This is a genomic window from Candidatus Omnitrophota bacterium (assembly GCA_040755155.1).
Lineage (GTDB): Bacteria > Hinthialibacterota > Hinthialibacteria > Hinthialibacterales > Hinthialibacteraceae > JBFMBP01.
The window spans coordinates 30,662-47,804 of the sequence record JBFMBP010000002.1; the positions used below are offsets into that span (position 1 = coordinate 30,662).

Annotated in this window: 11 protein-coding genes and 1 tRNA gene; 8 read left to right on the plus strand and 4 right to left on the minus strand. The window is 51.9% G+C overall.

The genetic code is table 11. The annotated features are described in order from the left end of the window. Position 1: 1 nt before the first annotated feature. The 8 genes from AB1656_00280 (at position 2) to mobB (ending at position 11,023) form a co-directional block, all read left to right on the plus strand. Positions 2-2,851, plus strand: a complete 2,850-nt coding sequence (locus AB1656_00280) for a molybdopterin-dependent oxidoreductase (protein ID MEW6233796.1) — start codon at positions 2-4, stop codon at positions 2,849-2,851. Between the two features lie 37 nt (positions 2,852-2,888). Next, a complete protein-coding gene (locus AB1656_00285) occupies positions 2,889-4,067 on the plus strand; it encodes a 4Fe-4S dicluster domain-containing protein (GenBank protein MEW6233797.1) in 1,179 nt (392 codons plus the stop codon). Between the two features lie 38 nt (positions 4,068-4,105). Continuing rightward, positions 4,106-4,837: a hypothetical protein gene (locus AB1656_00290; protein MEW6233798.1), complete on the plus strand. Its 732-nt coding sequence runs from the start codon at positions 4,106-4,108 to the stop codon at positions 4,835-4,837. Further along, a complete protein-coding gene (locus AB1656_00295) occupies positions 4,834-5,490 on the plus strand; it encodes a molecular chaperone TorD family protein (protein ID MEW6233799.1) in 657 nt (218 codons plus the stop codon). The genes AB1656_00290 and AB1656_00295 overlap by 4 nt, the downstream gene beginning before the upstream one ends. A 4-nt stretch (positions 5,491-5,494) precedes the next feature. Further along, positions 5,495-5,686, plus strand: coding sequence for a hypothetical protein (locus tag AB1656_00300; GenBank protein MEW6233800.1), 192 nt, complete (start codon positions 5,495-5,497; stop codon positions 5,684-5,686). Next, positions 5,686-7,977, plus strand: a complete 2,292-nt coding sequence (locus tag AB1656_00305; protein ID MEW6233801.1) for a DUF4405 domain-containing protein — start codon at positions 5,686-5,688, stop codon at positions 7,975-7,977. Before AB1656_00300 ends, AB1656_00305 begins: the two co-directional genes overlap by 1 nt. 7 nt (positions 7,978-7,984) lie before the next feature. Further along, positions 7,985-9,775 (plus strand): CRTAC1 family protein, encoded by a 1,791-nt coding sequence (locus AB1656_00310; GenBank protein ID MEW6233802.1) that lies wholly within the window; start codon positions 7,985-7,987, stop codon positions 9,773-9,775. Positions 9,776-9,973: 198 nt separating this feature from the next. Next, positions 9,974-11,023 (plus strand): molybdopterin-guanine dinucleotide biosynthesis protein B, encoded by a 1,050-nt coding sequence (gene mobB, locus AB1656_00315; GenBank protein ID MEW6233803.1) that lies wholly within the window; start codon positions 9,974-9,976, stop codon positions 11,021-11,023. A 326-nt stretch (positions 11,024-11,349) separates the two neighbouring features. On the opposite strand, the gene AB1656_00320 is transcribed toward mobB, so the two are convergent. The 4 genes from AB1656_00320 to AB1656_00335 all read right to left on the minus strand — a co-directional run bounded on the left by AB1656_00320 (position 11,350) and on the right by AB1656_00335 (position 17,128). Further along, positions 11,350-11,874, minus strand: a complete 525-nt coding sequence (locus AB1656_00320) for a hypothetical protein (protein MEW6233804.1) — start codon at positions 11,872-11,874, stop codon at positions 11,350-11,352. A gap of 188 nt (positions 11,875-12,062) precedes the next feature. Then, positions 12,063-12,135 (minus strand) — tRNA-Gly (locus AB1656_00325). A gap of 84 nt (positions 12,136-12,219) precedes the next feature. Beyond that, complete coding sequence (locus tag AB1656_00330) at positions 12,220-13,218, minus strand: response regulator (GenBank protein ID MEW6233805.1); 999 nt, start codon at positions 13,216-13,218, stop codon at positions 12,220-12,222. Positions 13,219-13,534: 316 nt separating this feature from the next. Further along, positions 13,535-17,128: a PAS domain S-box protein gene (locus AB1656_00335; protein MEW6233806.1), complete on the minus strand. Its 3,594-nt coding sequence runs from the start codon at positions 17,126-17,128 to the stop codon at positions 13,535-13,537. Between the last annotated feature and the right edge of the window lie 15 nt (positions 17,129-17,143).

Genomic DNA, 17,143 nt, shown 5'->3' on the forward strand with positions numbered 1-17,143 from the left:
CATGTCCGACTGCAAAAAAACCAAGCGAACGAGGGAACAAATCAGCCGACGGGATATTCTGAAGATCGGCGGCGGTCTGGGGATCGGCAGCCTCCTGTTCCCATCTCCGCTGCCGGCGTTGGAAGAATTCGATATTATCGACGCCGATCCGCTCAAGAAGTATGCCTACAGGGGGTGGGAACAGTTTTACCGCGGCCAGTTTACCTGGGACAGGGTAGTGAGATCGACCCATTCGGCGAATTGCACCGGTTCCTGTTCATGGAAGGTGTACGTGAAAGATGGAATCATGCTGCGGGAAGAACAGGCCGCCGACTATCTGCGCATCAATGAGGATCTGCCTGATTACAATCCGCGCGGGTGCCAGAAAGGGGCGTGTTTTGTCGAATATGTATATGGGGCGCAACGCATCAAGCATCCGCTCATGCGGACCGGCGAACGCGGCGAAGGGAAATGGAGACGGGTGAGCTGGGATGAGGCGCTGGAGTATATCGCCGAAAAAGTGGTCGATAACATTTACAACTACGGTCCCGACGCCAACACGTATTTCTCCGTCATCCCCGCCATGTCTCCGGTTTCGTTCAGCGCCGGCTCGCGATTCGCCCATTATACCGGCGGAGTATTCTGTTCTTTCTATGATTGGTACTGCGATTTGCCGCCAGGAGAACCGATCACGTGGGGAGTGCAGACCGAATCCTGCGAATGCGCAGACTGGTTCAACTCGAAATTTATCATTCTATGGGGCAGCAATATCAATCAAACCCGCATCCCCGACGCGCATTATGCCTGGGAAGCGCGCTATAACGGCGCCAAAGTCGTCTGCATTTCGCCCGATTACAACAGCAGCGCCATACACTGCGATCAATTCATCCGCGTGAATCCGGGCAGCGACGCTATTCTCGCATTAGCTGTCTGCCGCTACTTAATAGAAAATGAACTTTATGACAGCGGCTATGTGAAAGAGCAAACCGATCTGCCGTTATTGGTTCGCAAAGACAATCGCCATTTTTTGCGCGCCTCCGATCTAGGCCAAACCGGCGAACTGGCCGATTCGCAATTTTATGCATGGGATGCGAAGACGAACCAAGCCGTTGCGGTTCCCGGCTGCATGGGAAGCCAGGAACATCATCTGCGTTTGGGAACGATCGAACCGTCGCTGGAAGGAGAGTGGCAAGTTCAACTGGGAGACGGCTCAACCTGTAAGGTCGCCACGGTTATGAGCCTGCTGCGGAACGAAATGAGCGCACCACTCTATTCGCTGGAACGCGCAGCAGAGCGATGCGGAATCCAAGCCGCCGATCTGCAGCATTTCATGCATGAGTTCGCCACTCGAAAACCGGCGATGATTATTCACGGCGCAGGAACAAACCATTGGTACCATAACGATCTGCTGAACCGGGCGATGATATTAATGGCCGCGCTGACCGGCAATGTGGGAAAAAACGGCGGGGGATTCAACCACTACGTCGGTCAAGAGCGCATCTGGCCGGAACATGGATTCAAGATGCTGGCGTTCCCCGAAGGCGCCAAGAAGCAGCGCATGCAAAACATGACGTTATGGACCTACTGTCATTCCAAACAGAACGATCCGCATTTAGTCAACGGAAAGGCCGTGGAGCATTACATTCTGGAATCCGTCCGAAACCAATGGATGCCGCTATGGCCGCAGAATGATTGGAGCGCGTTAACTCCCGATCAAATGCACAATCTTCCGCGCAAGCCCAGAGCGCTGTTCGTATGGCGGGCCAATTACCTGAATCAGGCCAAAGGAAACGAAGCCATCCTGCGGTCGTTGTGGAAAGACCTGGATCTGATTGTCGATATCAACTACCGAATGGATACGACCGCGTTGTACAGCGATGTGGTTCTTCCCGCGTCAACCTACTATGAAAAAACGGATCTGAATTCAACGGATTGTCATTCGTATATGCATCCGTTTTCCAAAGTGCTTGATCCATTGTTCGAATCCAAAACCGACTGGGATATTTTCGCCGCGCTTGCGCAGAAAGTGGCAGAAGTAGTCCGGCGCAAAGGATTGCAGCCGTTTCATGACGAGCCGTTGGATTGGAAACGGGATTTGACGCGGTTGTACGAGGACTGGACGGCGAATGGTTCTCTCGCCAGCGATGAAGCCGCCTGCAATTATATTCTGTCGCATTCCCCGGAAACCAAAGGCATGACCTATCGCTCGATACAAGAGAATCCGAAACGATTTGTTGGCATTGATGAAGAAGCCTGGAACAGCGATATCGAGGATGGACGCGCCTATACGCCCTTTACCCATCAGATAGAAAAGAAGCGTCCCTGGCGGACTCTTACCGGCCGCCAGCAATTCTACATAGACCATCCCTGGTATATCGAATTGGGCGAACAGTTGCCGGCGCACAAGGATCCCCAGGATGATCCGGAATATCCTCTGTATTGGAACACGCCTCACGGACGTTGGTCGATCCACTCCACTTGGCGCGATAACCGGTTCATGTTGCGCCTGCAACGGGGACTGCCGATCGTTTACATCCATCCCGACGACGCCAAAATCCGGCATATCCAGGATAATGACTGGGTGCGGATTTTTAACGGACAGGGGGAAGCCGTCGTCAAAGCCAAAATCCTTCCTGGAGAAAAGCGCGGGCGCCTGACCATGTATCACGGCTGGGAAAAATTTCTCGGCTTCCAGAACGGCGGTTGGCAATCCCTGACGTATATCAAGATCAAGCCGACGCAGTTGATCGGCCATTACGGCCATCTGAATTTCAAACTGAATTATTGGGGACCGACAGGAAACAACCGCGATATCAAAGTCGATGTCGAGCGGTATGACGGCCCCGTCGCCGGTTACGAACCCATGGCCTGACGACCGGCGTACCGCGGCCAACGATAAGGAGCCAATCATGTCAAAACATCAATATGCAATGGTGATGGATCTGAATAAATGCATCGGATGCCAGACGTGCGCCGTCGGCTGTAAAAAGCAATGGACGCATCGCGACGGCGCCGGTTATATGTATTGGAACAACGTTGAAACCCATCCGGGCAAAGGCTATCCCAGGAACTGGCATTCCATCGGCGGCGGATTCGACAGCCGCCGCAATCTGCGCCCCTCGCCTTTGCCGCCTAAGGAAGATTACGGCGAAGCCTACGAATACGATTATCGTCAACGGTTGTTTGGGGGCAAGAACAAACCGGTGATGCCGCATAAGAAGCCAACCTATGGCGCGAACTGGGAAGAAGACGTGGGGGGAATGAATGCCGGCAATCCCTACTTTTTCTATCTGCCCCGAATCTGCAACCATTGCACGCATCCGGCCTGCGTGGAAGCGTGTCCACGGAAGGCGATCTACAAACGGGAGGAAGACGGCATCGTCGTCATCGACCAAGAGCGCTGCAACGGTTACCGGTATTGCATAAAATCCTGTCCGTATAAAAAGATTTACTTTAATGAAGTCGCCGGCAAGAGCGAAAAGTGCATTTTCTGCTATCCCCGCTTGGAAAAAGGGAACGTGAATGCCTGCGCCGCCCAATGTCCGGGCCGGATACGGTTCGTCGGCCTGTTGGACGATGCGGAATCCCCCATCTCCAAACTGGTCAACGACTGGCAGGTCGCATTAGGCTTGTTCCCGGAAAAAGGGACGCATCCCAATGTATATTATGTTCCCCCTTTTAATCCGCCCAAGGACGGACAGGCCGGAAGGAGTCTCCTTGACGATCCACGGCTGCCTCTCGACTATCTGATTTATTTGTTTGGAAAAAAGGTTGTCGCCGCAATCGAGTTTCTGCATCGCGAATTACGCCGGACTCAGCAGGGAGAAAAAAGCGAAGTCCTGCAACTTCTCATAGGCCGTTCCGATCAAGTCCGATACCGGATTGTTCCGGATGCGCTCAGGATGGATGCGCCTGAGGATGTCCGGCGACAGCTCGATGCCCACACAACCGGACCGGCTCTGACGATCATGGGGACGCCATCCACAATCGGACATTTGCCATCCGGGCAAGAGTCTCGTTCCTGCGGCAATACTGCAACCGGCGGCTGCAGATCATGCAACCTCGCCTCGCAGCGTTTAGTCACGTAAAACCGGAGGTCGTCGCAATGAATCATGGAGACAAAACAATGTTTCGCGTTTTTGTCGTTTTTCTCGCCATATTGGCGTCCTTTGGATTTGCGAACGCATCCGATGAAAGCGGCGCGATTCCCTTAGCCGTTCACTCTGCCAGCCAACCAGTCAACGTGGACGAACTGTTGAATCCCAACCATCCCGTCTGGGTTCAGGCCAAAGGGCATTCGCTTCGTTTTCACCGAACCCCGCCGCTGTATTCCGACGGCCCATTCGATGACGGCGAGAGGCCCGAAGCCTCCGTGCAGATTGTGCGGCGTCAATCCGGCGATCTTTATGTCAAACTGCAGTGGAACGATGCCACCGAAGACCTTTTCCGGCAGGGCGATCGGCATCCGGACGGTGGAGAATCCCACATCTATAAAACCCACACCAGCAAGACCGACGCGTTTGGCGATGCAGCCTGCCTGATGGTCCCAAAATCCAGAAAACCGATGGAGAGTTATCCTTCCATGATGATGGGCGATAAAGCCAATCCAGTTGATCTGCTTTTCTGGCAGGCCGGAAGAGGATTTTCCTTGTTGAAAGCGCATGGGCGGGCAACGACCGAAGCATTGAGCGCCGAACTGGCAGGGAAAAGTTACCGTACTCCGCAGGGATGGGTTATCATTTTCGTTCTGACCGATGCCGCCGATTCGATTCCTGTCTGTTTTGCGATATGGGAGGGAAGCAAAGCGCATCGCGATGGATTGAAATACTACAGTCTTTGGTACGAGATCCGATTATGATCCAACTCTCGATTCCCGGACGCGAGGAAACCGCGCTGAACGATTCGCTGACATTTGCGCTGTTGCATTGTTTGTTTCGTTTCCCAACCGGCAATCAATGGGAGTGGATCAACCGGGCGGATGTACGGACTGCTTTGGGCGCATTGTTCCGGCAATACGGCGTTCTGGATAGCGGCGATCCGGAACCGTATCCAGCGTTTCAAAAGGAATATGAAGAGTCTTACATTCGGTTATTCGAGGCCGGCGCGCCCAATCCCCCGTGTCCACTGATTGAATCCTATTGGAATAAACGCGATCCGGTTCCCAGAATTCTGCATGAGAATATTCTTTTTTACAAAACCTTTGGCGTACGGCTGAAAAAGGAAGTTGAAGAAACGGCCGACCATCTGCGATTTCAGCTGGAATTTTACCGTTATCTGGCAGAACTGGCTGCCAAAGCCGCCGCCGATCCAGCGGATGCCGGTCAATACTATCAGATTATGCAGGCGAGGCGGGATTACTTGCAGCGGCATCTTTTGTCCTGGACGCCTCTGGCTGTGGAAGAGATAGAAAAGACCGCTCCTGACGCCTGTTACGCAACTTGGATGCATTTGCTGAGGGCTTGCGCCGACGATCAGTACCGCCGGATCGAAGAGGAATTAAAGGACGGTTAATTGAATGGCCTGGACCTGCAAATACGATATCAATGGATTTTGCGAGAAATTACAAAAAATCTGCCTACCTAACCAAAAAGGCTGTGTTCTGCATAAGCGATTCAAGTTTGTGGAAAACAATACGCCGGAAACGCCTCCCAAAAACGACAAAGGAAATCAAGACAAAAACGGACTGCTGCATGGAGGTTTATGCTAGTGCCATCCACACCGGCTAACACAAAAACAAACTCGGCTCAGGAATGGGCTTCCAGTCTGACGTGCGCAGCCGCGGCTATATTGATGTACGAAAGCATCACCGGTTTGACGATCCTTCTCTTGCCCTTCAGCCTTTTCAACCAATTCGCGGTATTATTGCACACCGCAATCGGCCTGGTTTCGCTTGCGCCCATTACGACATACAGCTGCAGGCATTGGCAGATCCGGCGGCATGGCTCATTCAACCATTACCAGTTGCTGGGCTATGGTTCTATCCTTTTTTTCGCCGTGTGCGCGTTGAGCGGTATTGTTTTAACGGTTCAGGCGCTGATTGGAATCCGAATCGACGCCCTGTGGGACTGGATTCACCTCGCATCCGGTCTGGCGTTCTTAATCCTGCTTGCCATTCATATAGGGATTCTGGCGTTGCGGGGCGGAAGCGAATCCATCTCTACCCGCGATTTGCAGCTTGCCAAATTGCGCTTTTATCGGCGGACGGCGCTGGGTTGTGGAGCCTTGTTCGTTATGACGGTTCTTCCTGCAGTCCGTTATCCGTCAGGGGAGTCTGCGCGGCCCTTTTCGCCGGATTACCACTGGCGCTTTGGTGACGACCGGCCGTTTGCGCCCAGCCTGGCCCGGCTGGATTGCCAGAATGGGGAGGACCGCGTCGTGCAGGCTGTCTTGAAGGAACTGGAGCCTTCCCAGCACAAGCCATTTCTTGAGGCATTTCATATTAATGAGAAAGACCGGCAGGGATTTCGAAAACGCATTGCGGACAGCCTTGCCGACATCAATGCGCTGGAGGCGGTCGAGCCGTCCATCCAGTCAGCCCTGGATGAATTTACATACCAGATACAGCAACGCGGCGCCGTCTCTCCCGACCTGCTGGCCGGATCGGAGAGTTGCGGGACAGCGGGCTGCCACAAGCAGATTTACCAGGAGTGGCTTCCCAGCGCGCATCGTTATTCGTCTCTCGATCATCTGTTTCAACGAACGCAGGAGTTTATGGCCGAAGAAACCAGCCCAGAACAGACTCGTTATTGCGCCGGCTGCCATGATCCCATTTCCCTTTTCGCCGGCGCAAAAAACCAATCCAACATCACCTTGAGCGCAAAAGGAGCGGACGAAGGGGGATCGTGCATTGTCTGCCATAGCATCGTTCAAACCGATACTCAAGGAAACGCCGATTACACTTTGCGTCCGCCCACGCCTTACTTTTTCGAAAAAGAGAGCCATCCAGCCGCCCGATGGCTCAGTCATTTTCTGATTCGCGCCTATCCCCGCCATCATGTCGAATCGTACTCCCGTCCGTTGTACAAATCCCCGGAATACTGCGGAGCCTGTCATAAACAGTATATCGACAAGGAAGTGAATACGGATATCGGAAGAGTGCAGGGACAGAACCAATACGACAGTTGGCGCAAAAGCCGCTGGTTCGACGAAGCGAATCCCCGGCAATCTCTGACGTGCCGGGAATGCCACATGCCGCTGCAGGACAGCCAGGATCCGTCGTCCGGCGATCCGTCGGATTTTAACCGCAGCCGGAGTGACCGGAAACACCGCAGCCACCGATTTCTGGCATCGAATCAATATATTCCGCTTTACCACGATCTGCCGAATGCCGAACTGCACACAAAACTGACAGAGCAATGGTTGCGCGGCGAATACGATATTCCAGAAATAGCTGACCGATGGACCAACGGTCCGGCGGTTCAGATTGAAATCGCTGCACCCAGTTCCGTTAAAGCCGGAGCTATGGTTCCTATACAGGTTATACTGGTCAACAACAAAGCGGGACATGATTTTCCAACCGGTCCCCTGGATATGATCGAGTCCTGGTTGGAAGTCAAAGTTACGTCTTCGACGGGAGAGATTGCCTATCACGCCGGGGCGTTAGACGCGGGAAATGACGTTTTGGAATCGCCGGTCATCTTCAAATCCATCGGCTTCGACCGCAAGGGAGATTTGATCGACCGGCACAACCTGTGGGATCTGGTCGGCGCCAAATACAAGCGGTCCATGTTTCCCGGTTTCACCGACACCGTGAACTTGGAGGTTTTCTGCCCTTCAATAGCGAAAAAGCATGCGGCTCAGTCTCCGGTGCGATCCGCTGCTTTCGAAATGATCCTTGCGGATACCGTTCAGCCTGGATATATGACTATCGAAGCCATCCTTTGGTACCGTAAGGCAAACGCCGTTTTTTTGAGGCGAATCTATGGCGTCGATACGCCGATCCGAGCGCCCATTACGGATATATCCCGCGCAGTATCCGAATTGACGATCGAAGGGTAATGCGACATTGTTTCTAACCAGACGCCGAAAGCGGATCGCTCTATGGACGTTGTTTTCGGCCAGCATAACGGTTATCGCCGTTCTACTGGCGTATCTGTTGTACGACCGTCCGGATTCCGTCCTGCAAACGGGGGATGGTCCGGTTGAAGGCATCACCAATATCCATGCCAGAACCGAAGCGGAAGCGCGTGATTCTTTTGCCTTTTCAGAATGCGCTGCGGCATCGGGAATCCATTTCCAGCATTTCCCGTATCGGCGCAGTTCGGTTATCGTGGAGGACATGGGATCCGGACTGGCCTGGGGGGATTACGACAACGATGGCGACGCCGATCTGTTTTTGGTCAATTTTTCTGGCCCCATTATCGATCATTTCTCCCAAGAAAATTCTCCTCACGCTCACGCCCTTTATCAAAACCAGGGAGATGGAACGTTCATAGATGTCAGCGCCGAAGTCCGCATAAACATACCTTCCTATGGAATGGGCGCGGCCTGGGGGGATTATGACAACGATGGCGATCTGGATATATACATTACCAACTATGGACCGAATTTTCTTTTCCGGAATAATGGCGACGGTTCATTTTCCGAAATCTCGGAACAAGCAGGCGTTAATGACGGTCTTTTCGGATCAGGCTGTATGTGGGGAGATTACAACCGCGATGGGTGGATCGATTTGTACGTATGCAATTATGTGGATTTCGTCTTTCGCGAAGCCGACCGGAACCGCAAGACGGAGTTTAAACGCGCCGTCTATCCATACACCCTGAATCCGTCCTCCTATCAACCTCAACCCAACCGATTGTACCGGAACAACGGAGATGGAACCTTTACCGATGTCGCCGAAAACCTTAATGTACACAATCCCGAAGGCCGCAGCCTCTCGGCGGCCTGGGTGGATTTCGATCTCGATGGGAACGTCGATTTGTATATAGCCAACGACGTTTCAAGCAACGCCTTATATAGAAACAAGGGCGTCGGCGCGTTTGAAGATATCAGCTCTTCATCGCTGACGGCGGATTACCGGGGAGCTATGGGAATCGCGGTGGGGGATTTCGACCGGGATTCGGATTTCGATATGGTGATAACTCATTGGCTGGCTCAGGAAAATGCGCTCTACGAAAATATGCATTCGCTCATGTCTTCGGAGAAAGATGCAGACCAGCTGTTGTTCTTCACCGATGTATCCGATGAATTCGGATTGGGCCAGATATCCCTGGACATGGTCGGCTGGAGTACTTCCTTCGTCGATTTCGACAACGACGGATTGCTGGATTTGTGGGTATCGAACGGCAACACGCTGGAGGATCCCAACGATTCATCTCAACTTCTGCCCCAGCGCTTTTTTCTATTTCGTCAGCGGCCAGACAAAGGATTTATCGAAATAGCGCGGTCATCGTGCGATTATTTTGCCAAACCGCTGGTTACTCGAGGCGGAGCCTACGCCGATGTCAACAATGACGGCAAAATGGACATCGTCATCCAGCAGCATGGATCAAGCCCGCTGTTATTTCTCAACAAAACGCAAAACAAAAACAATTGGATACAACTGGAATTAAGGCAACAATCCGTGAATATATTTGCTCTTGGCGCGCGGGTGGCCGTCAGGACCAGAGAAGGCATCCAAACACAGCAGGTTGGTTCTCAAGGATCATACCTGTCTCAGAATCAGACGATTCTCCATTTTGGAATCGGAACGGAATCAGTCATCGAAGAAATAATCATTCATTGGCCGGATGGGACAGTAGAAAGGATCGATCAAGTCAATGAAGTAAATAAAAAAATTACGTTGATCCATTAGAATGGTTTCCCAAAATGCGCAAGGATTCGATTTATGACAATTCTCGATCCAATTGCATCGGAATCAAGGTAATAGGTATCGATATATGCAATTGTTCGTCTGCTTGCCAACTTCTCATCGCCTCTAGCGCACTAAAAACTTGAAACTATACTACCTGTTTTTGTCTAGACAAAGGGATACGCATAAGAGTGATTCTTCATGGACCGTCGTTTCTGCGATTCCATAGCGGTTCTGGGCATTTGCGGTCGGAGCGGTTCAGGAAAAACAGCTTTGATTGAAATGGCCCTGCCTCATCTGCAAAAAGCAGGCATCCGCACGGCTGTTATCAAACACGCCTCCCATCGGATTGAAGCCGACAGTCCCGGTAAAGACAGCGGCCGCTTTTTCCGGCAGAAATCCGATGTCCTGATCCACACTCCCACTGAATTGATGTTCCGCGCTCACAAGCCAGAGGATTTTTCTCTACAATACGCGATCCGGGAACTCAGCCGTTGCTATGATCTGATCCTGGTCGAGGGCCACAAACAAACGCTATTGCCCAAATTCTGGCTGGCCAGCCGATCGGATCAACTCCCCGATGGGATCGCCGAACCGGTCATTCAGATACTCTCCCCCGAATGCGGCCGCCTGTCAATTTTGTTAAATCACATCCAGAAGGAGCTGCCTCGCATTCTGCATCAGACGCCGCTTTACGGCGGCGTTCTCATCGGCGGCAAAAGCCTCCGCATGGGATCGCCTAAGCATCTGCTGAATAAAGATGGCCTTACCTGGCTAGAACGAACCATCGAGATTCTTCGCCGCAGAACCGCCCGGAATGTCATTATCGGAAACGGCGATATCCCCCCCAGTTTGAATGGCCTTCTGCGGCTGCCCGACGCCGAAGCGTGCAACGGGCCAATGGCGGGCTTGCTATCGGCGATGCGGTGGGCGCCTCACGCTTCATGGATCATCTGCGCTTGCGATATGCCGAATTTGTCGCCCGATTCGCTCGAATGGCTTTGCCAGCAGCGCCGCGCGGGGCGATGGATTGTGATGCCTTCAATCGCTGATGATCGACATGTGGAACCGCTATACGCCTATTATGATTTCCGGTCGGCCTCCCTGCTGGAACGGCAATTGGCGGAAGGCAATTTTAGACTATCCGATCTTGCCCGCCATCCAAAAACAGCAGTGATTCAGCCGCCTGCTGAAATCCGCTCATCATGGCGTAACGCAAATTCAGCGGAAGATTTGTCTCCGATCAGCTAATAGACGCCCCGAGACGAATGAAGGACGAGAGGGGAAAACAACAGGCATCATAACCAAAATCCGTAAAAGCGGCTTGCCGGATGAACGATTTTGAGAAGTTTTTTTTGATCCCTAATCGGTTTTCGAAAAAATAGGATTAACTCCATATAACGGACATGCCGTCGAGTTTGGCTGTGGGTATGGAATCATTCCAATACCGGCGACAAAAATCATTCCTGGAATCGTTTAAGCGTTCGATATCGACCTGGAAATAGTAGGGAGTACTACCGCTAAAGCGCATAAGCATGGATTTACACCGATTTTCACAGCCACCCTAACCTTCAGAATTAGGCCAAGATTTTGGCCGTGAGGGAAAAGGTCTTGGCGGTAAAGATTATCTTCAATGTCCGTCCCTCCAGCCAGGGGACGGCGATCGGTTCTTGAAGTTTCTTGACGCCCAGCAAGATGGACGTATGCGCCCGCTTGCGAAACCGAACCTCGAAATTTTGCCCATCGAAACGAACTCGTCCGGGCATGTCCACAAAGCGGCGAAAGAGATCGGGAGCGAGTTTATTTTCGAAGCGCGGCAAATCCTGCGCGAAGCGGCGATACAACAAACTGGCCATGACGCTCAGCAGGAGATCGAAAAAGATTCGGATCATGATTGGCGAGGAGAGCGCGTTGAGGAATTCACCCAACGAGATGGGCTTTTTTTGATTGATAATCAGACCAAGGTTTCCTTCATCTTCCAAGACGCGGTATTTGTTGAGCGCACGCTGGGCAATGGTCTTGCTGCAAGTCTTCAGCGACTTGCGTACACGCCGTCCTTCGTACTGAAACTCAACGTACCAGACGTGTCCATTATTTGGCATTTTGCGTTTCTTGAGATGAGCCATGATAAGCAGGTTATAAATGAAGCAGCGGAGAGGGAAAAGGGGCTACTGTACCCAAAAGTGTACCCCTGAAGGGGGTATAAAGTCAAATAAAAAGAAAGTAGGAGAACGAATGGGAAACTTGACAACTTTTTGATTTTATTGGATTTATATATGGGGGAAAATTAAGCGGGAAACGGGGTTCGAACCCGCGACCCTCAGCTTGGGAAGCTGATGCTCTGCCAACTGAGCTACTCCCGCTTGCTTTGATTCTTCTCTTATTATCCGTTCGTCTAGTTTTCAGTCAAGTGATTTTTCATTGCTTCCGCGAATTCTCTACGGAAACTAGAGAGTTTCGTTATTCGCAAAAAATTCGGGATAAAGGGTTTTCGCGCATTCCGGACACAGGCTGTGGGTGAAATCGGCTTCGGAGTGGTTTCGGATATAGGCTTCCAGTTGATTCCAGTAACCTTTGTCGTCGCGGATTTTTTTGCAGGCGGAACAGATGGGAAGGAGGCCGCTTAATTGTTTCACTTTCGAAAGGGCTTCTTGCAGTTCGCCGATTAGCCGTTCCTTTTCTCTCTCCGCCGCTTTGCGTTTGGAGATGTCGCGTCCGCTGCCTCGGCGGCCCAACCATACTCCTTCGGAAGAAAAAACGGGTTGACAGCAATGTTCGATCCAACGCACCTCGTTATTCTTCGTAATGATGCGAAATTCCACCGTATGGGCGCCGCTTTCATCTAACTTGTCGGGGAAGTGTCCCTTCGCAACATGGCGGTCTTCGGGGTGGATGATGCCGACGTACAGTCCCGGATCGTTGACGAAGGCTTCGGGAGGATACCCCGTAATCCGTTCGCAGGAGGGGGAAACGTAAAGGAAATTGCCGTCGGTTCCCAGCCAGAATTCCCAATCGTAAGTGAAATCGGCGACGGTCCGGTATCGCTCTTCGCTGTCCTTCAAGGCTTTTTCCGTCTTCGATTTGTAGATGGCCATCTCGATGTTGGCCTGTAGTTCTCGTTCTTCGAAAGGTTTCAGAAGATAGCCGTACGGTTCGGTGATTTTCGCCCGTTCGAACAGTTCCTTGTCGGCGAAAGCCGTAATATAAATGACGGGAATGCCGAATTGGGATCGGATGCGGTTCGCCGCTTCGACGCCGTCCAACGATCCGCTCAAGACGATGTCCATTAATACGAGATCGGGCCGCCGTTCTTCGAGGAGTTGAATCGCCCGTTCGCCGGACGAAACGACGTCGAGCACGCTATATCCCAAATCCGTCAATTGATTTCGCAGGTTTTGCGCGATGATGAATTCGTCTTCCACTACTAACAAGTTCGCTTTTGTCATGTTATGTCCGCCTTACCGCGCGAATCGAGATTCGATCGCTGCAATACCGCCGACTCGCGGCGAGATTGGGTATTTAAATCCATTCCAACCAGAACATAAAAAACTATATCATAAAAATGCGAGAATATTGTTCTTCTTCTTCCCTCAAGGAAAGAATTTGTTCAAAAGAAGGGAGGGCGAGGCTCCCGCAGAGCCTCATTGAGGCAATGGCTCGCCAGGAGGCTCGCCCTCCCTTCCAATTATCACTCATGCGGTGTATCTGGGAGAAAGGATACGTTGATTATTGATGAGGCTTGCCCTCCCTTCCTATTGTCTCTCACGTCTTGAGGCGAATTCGGAATTCCGTCCCTTCATGGCGATGGATTTCCATTTCTCCATTCAATTGATGCTTAACCAATCCATGCGCAAGTTTCAGGCCTAGCGAAGTAAGGTTTTCCAAATCGAAATTCTCCGGCAAGCCGACGCCGTTGTCTCGTACGACGATTTCGACGCCGTTTTCGAAAACGACGCGGAGGACGACGGCGATTTCTCCATCGCGATCGCGGGGGAAGGCGTGCTGCAAGGCGTTGGAGATCAGCTCGTTGAGGATTAAGCCGCAGGGGATGGCTACGTCTACAGCCATAGGAATATCTTCGATATCGATTTTCAACGAAATCCTTCCCGGATTAATGTTGTAGGAATGAAAGAGGGAGACGACAAGATCGTTGACGTAGTCTTTAAAATGGATTTTCGCCAAATTTTTCGATTGATACAATTTTTCGTGAACGAGAGACATGGAACGGATTCGATCCTTGCTTTCGTTCAATATTCTTATACTGTTTGCATCTTTCGTATAATTGCGTTGAAGATCGAAGAGACTGGCGATCACCTGCAAATTATTTTTCACCCGGTGATGGATTTCTCGGAGAAGAACTTCTTTTTCCCGCAGGGAAGCCTCGATTTTTTGCTCCATCCGCTTACGTTCGGCGATGTCGCGCACGAACGATTGAATCACTCCCCCATTCTCCTTGGATACGAGCCGGGAACTGACGCTGACGGGGATGACGGTCCCATCCTTCGACAAAGATTCCGCGTCGAAAACCAGTGCTCCTTTTTCGATGATTTGTTCAATGAGGGAGGGGAACTCCCGCTGGGTTTTTTCCGTACAGAAAATATGAAGATTTTTTCCTACGATTTCGTACTTCTCGCATCCGGCCATTTTGCATGCGGCGTCGTTGATGTCGATCACATCGCCCGAGAAAGTATGAATCCAGATTCCATCGTTGATGTTTTCGATGATCGAGCGGTATCGGCGTTCGCTTTCCTGCAAGGCTTTTTCCGCCCGTTTGCGTTCGCTGATGTCGCGGGCGATGCCGCAGAGGCCGAAAATTTGGCCTTTTTCGTTGTATAGAGGGACTTTCGTAACATGGAACGTGCTGTCGATGCCATCTATGGTTCTCGAATCCTCTTCTTCGACGACTTCGCCTTCCAAAACCCGTTTGTCGATTTCTTCAATATGGCGCGCAATGGGGAGAGGAAAGAGGTCGTCGTCGGATTTGCCAATAACGTCCACTTTGGAAAAATCGAACAAATCCTGGAAAGCTTTGTTCACGGTAACGTATTTGCCTTGCGCGTCTTTCATGAAAATGGCGTCGACGGCGCCATCGAAGATCGCTTTCAGTTTGCCTTGACTTTCTTGCAACGCTTCTTCGGCTTGTTTGCGCTCCGTGATGTCGGAGATGATGCCGATGCACTTCAAGGGTTTGTCTTTGCCGGAACGGATAAATCGGCCTCGATCCATCCAATGCAGAATGGTTCCGTCCTTCCTGCGAACGCGGTATTCGCGGGAATAAGGTTCCCACTCGTCCATTTGACGATTCATCCAAGCCAAAACCCAGCAGCGATCGCCGGGATCGATGATGTTTTCCCAGGCTTCTTCCGTGCGGGGGAATTGATCGGGAGCGAAGCCCAGCGTTTCATCGATTTTACCGTACCAGTCTCGCCGTCCTTGGGGAATGTTCCATTCGTAAATGATGTCGAAAGCGCTTTCCACCGCGACGCGGAATCGTTCTTCCGACTCGCGCAGCGCCTCTTCGGCGCGAATGCGAACTTCAATCTCTTTTTGCAAGCGTTCGTTCAAGCGATCGAGAACGGCGGTGCGTTCTTTGACTCTTCTTTCCAAATCGTCATGCGCCGCCGCCAGCGCCAATTCCGCTTTTTTCCGCGCCGTGATGTTCCGGCTGATATTGGCCGCGCAAGCGATTTGACCGTCCGCGTTGCGGATGGGATAAATCTGATCGGAAAACCAAAACGTTTCGCCGCAAAAGGTTTTCCGGTTTTCCACCATTATAGCTTGGCCGCTCCGAGCGACTTTTTGGATTTGCTCTTTGAGAGGAGCGGCTTCTTCCGGAGGCAGAAGGTCGTAGGGCGTCTTCCCCAGAATTTCCCGCCGATCGATTCCAAACCGGCTGGGGCCGTGGAAATAAAGGTATTTGCCTTCGAAGTCGTGCAGGGATACGATATCTTCCGAGTTTTCGATCAACAGCCGCAAGCGCTCTTCGCTGTCGCGCAGCGCCTCCTCGAACCGCATCCGTTCCCGATCCCACCGGTCGCGTTGCAGACGGGCGTGAAGAACCGGCGCGATATTGGAAGCGAGCGTCTCCAGCAGGGCTTGGTCTTCTTCGTTATAATCCGTCTCTTTATTGGCGGCGAGAAATTGACCGATCAACTCGTCTTGATGAAGAATGGGCGTGGATATGGCCCGGAAAACGGGGACGTGACCCTCCGGCGTTTGCATCAGTTGGTTGGATAGGTTCGTCTTTTTTTCTATTAACGATCGGCCCCATAAGCCTCCCCATTGGTCGCGGGGAAAGACGACGCTTTTTCCCTGCATCCGGCATTTTTCCCATATCTCCTCCGTGAAGGAGGCGCAGACCAAGTCCCCTTGTTCGTTGATGTAGCCAAAAACGCCATATTGGCTGTCCATGGCTTCCAGGATCACCTGCAAGACCTTCGCGTAAAGTTCGTCGCCGGGAACGGTGAGAAAAATATCGGCGATTCGATTGCGCATTTCCAGTTCCCGTTCCGACTTCCGCAGCGATGCTTCCGCCAGCTGGCGTTGGAGAATCTCTTGATGCAGTTGACGATTGGCGTCTTCCAACTTGGAAGTGCGTTCTTCCACGCGCCTTTCCAAGTCCGTCTGAGTCTTAAACAGCGCCTCTTCCGCTTGTTTTCGCTCCGTGACGTCGATGACGGCGATTTGATGGGCGGGTTTTCCCCGGTAGACGATAGGACTGGCGGATTGCTCGATCCAGATCGGCGAACCGTCTTTGCGGAATCCGCGATAGGCGTAACGCTCCTCGGCGTTCTCAACCGCCTCTGTTCCGTTGAAATGCTTTTGAAGCATTTCTTGATCTTCGGGGTCTATGGCGGTTTCCAATTCATTCGGCGTCAATGCGAGCAATTCTTCCAATGAATATCCGCTGAGCCGGGCGGCGGCGCGATTGGCGAACACGATTCGTCCATCCTGCAGGATCAACAATCCTTGTAAAGAATGATCGACCAGGGAACGGTAGGCTTCTGCGGATTTGAGCCACTCTTGAGTCAGCCGATGAACCATCGCGCTGAAAACGGTGACGATTGCAATTACCCCCGTCAAGGTATAGAAAGAGGCGTTATAGTTTTTGACGATGGAGAGGAGAACCCAGACGCAGACGCCGCACATGACGAAACATAAGGAAAGATACATCCAGCTGGGATGACGGAAAGCGGAATAGAAGACAAGCGGTATAAGAAAGACGAGCATTTCGTCAATATGGGAATTGCCGGTCTTTCGATGCAAAAAAATCAAGAAAAAACCGTAAAGGATAATGACCAGGCTATGAAAGATCAATACAGAAACTTCTCTCGGAAATCGCCTGGAAGTGCTCACGCCATTCTCCCTTGA

Bases quoted from the DNA above. Each gene is read 5' to 3' on its own strand.
- mobB (MEW6233803.1), top strand. From the start codon at position 9,974: ATGGACCGTCGTTTCTGCGATTCCATAGCGGTTCTGGGCATTTGCGGT.
- AB1656_00320 (MEW6233804.1), bottom strand. From the start codon at position 11,874: ATGCCAAATAATGGACACGTCTGGTACGTTGAGTTTCAGTACGAAGGA.
- AB1656_00330 (MEW6233805.1), bottom strand. From the start codon at position 13,218: ATGACAAAAGCGAACTTGTTAGTAGTGGAAGACGAATTCATCATCGCG.
- AB1656_00300 (MEW6233800.1), top strand. From the start codon at position 5,495: ATGGCCTGGACCTGCAAATACGATATCAATGGATTTTGCGAGAAATTA.
- AB1656_00280 (MEW6233796.1), top strand. From the start codon at position 2: ATGTCCGACTGCAAAAAAACCAAGCGAACGAGGGAACAAATCAGCCGA.
- AB1656_00285 (MEW6233797.1), top strand. From the start codon at position 2,889: ATGTCAAAACATCAATATGCAATGGTGATGGATCTGAATAAATGCATC.
- AB1656_00290 (MEW6233798.1), top strand. From the start codon at position 4,106: ATGTTTCGCGTTTTTGTCGTTTTTCTCGCCATATTGGCGTCCTTTGGA.
- AB1656_00295 (MEW6233799.1), top strand. From the start codon at position 4,834: ATGATCCAACTCTCGATTCCCGGACGCGAGGAAACCGCGCTGAACGAT.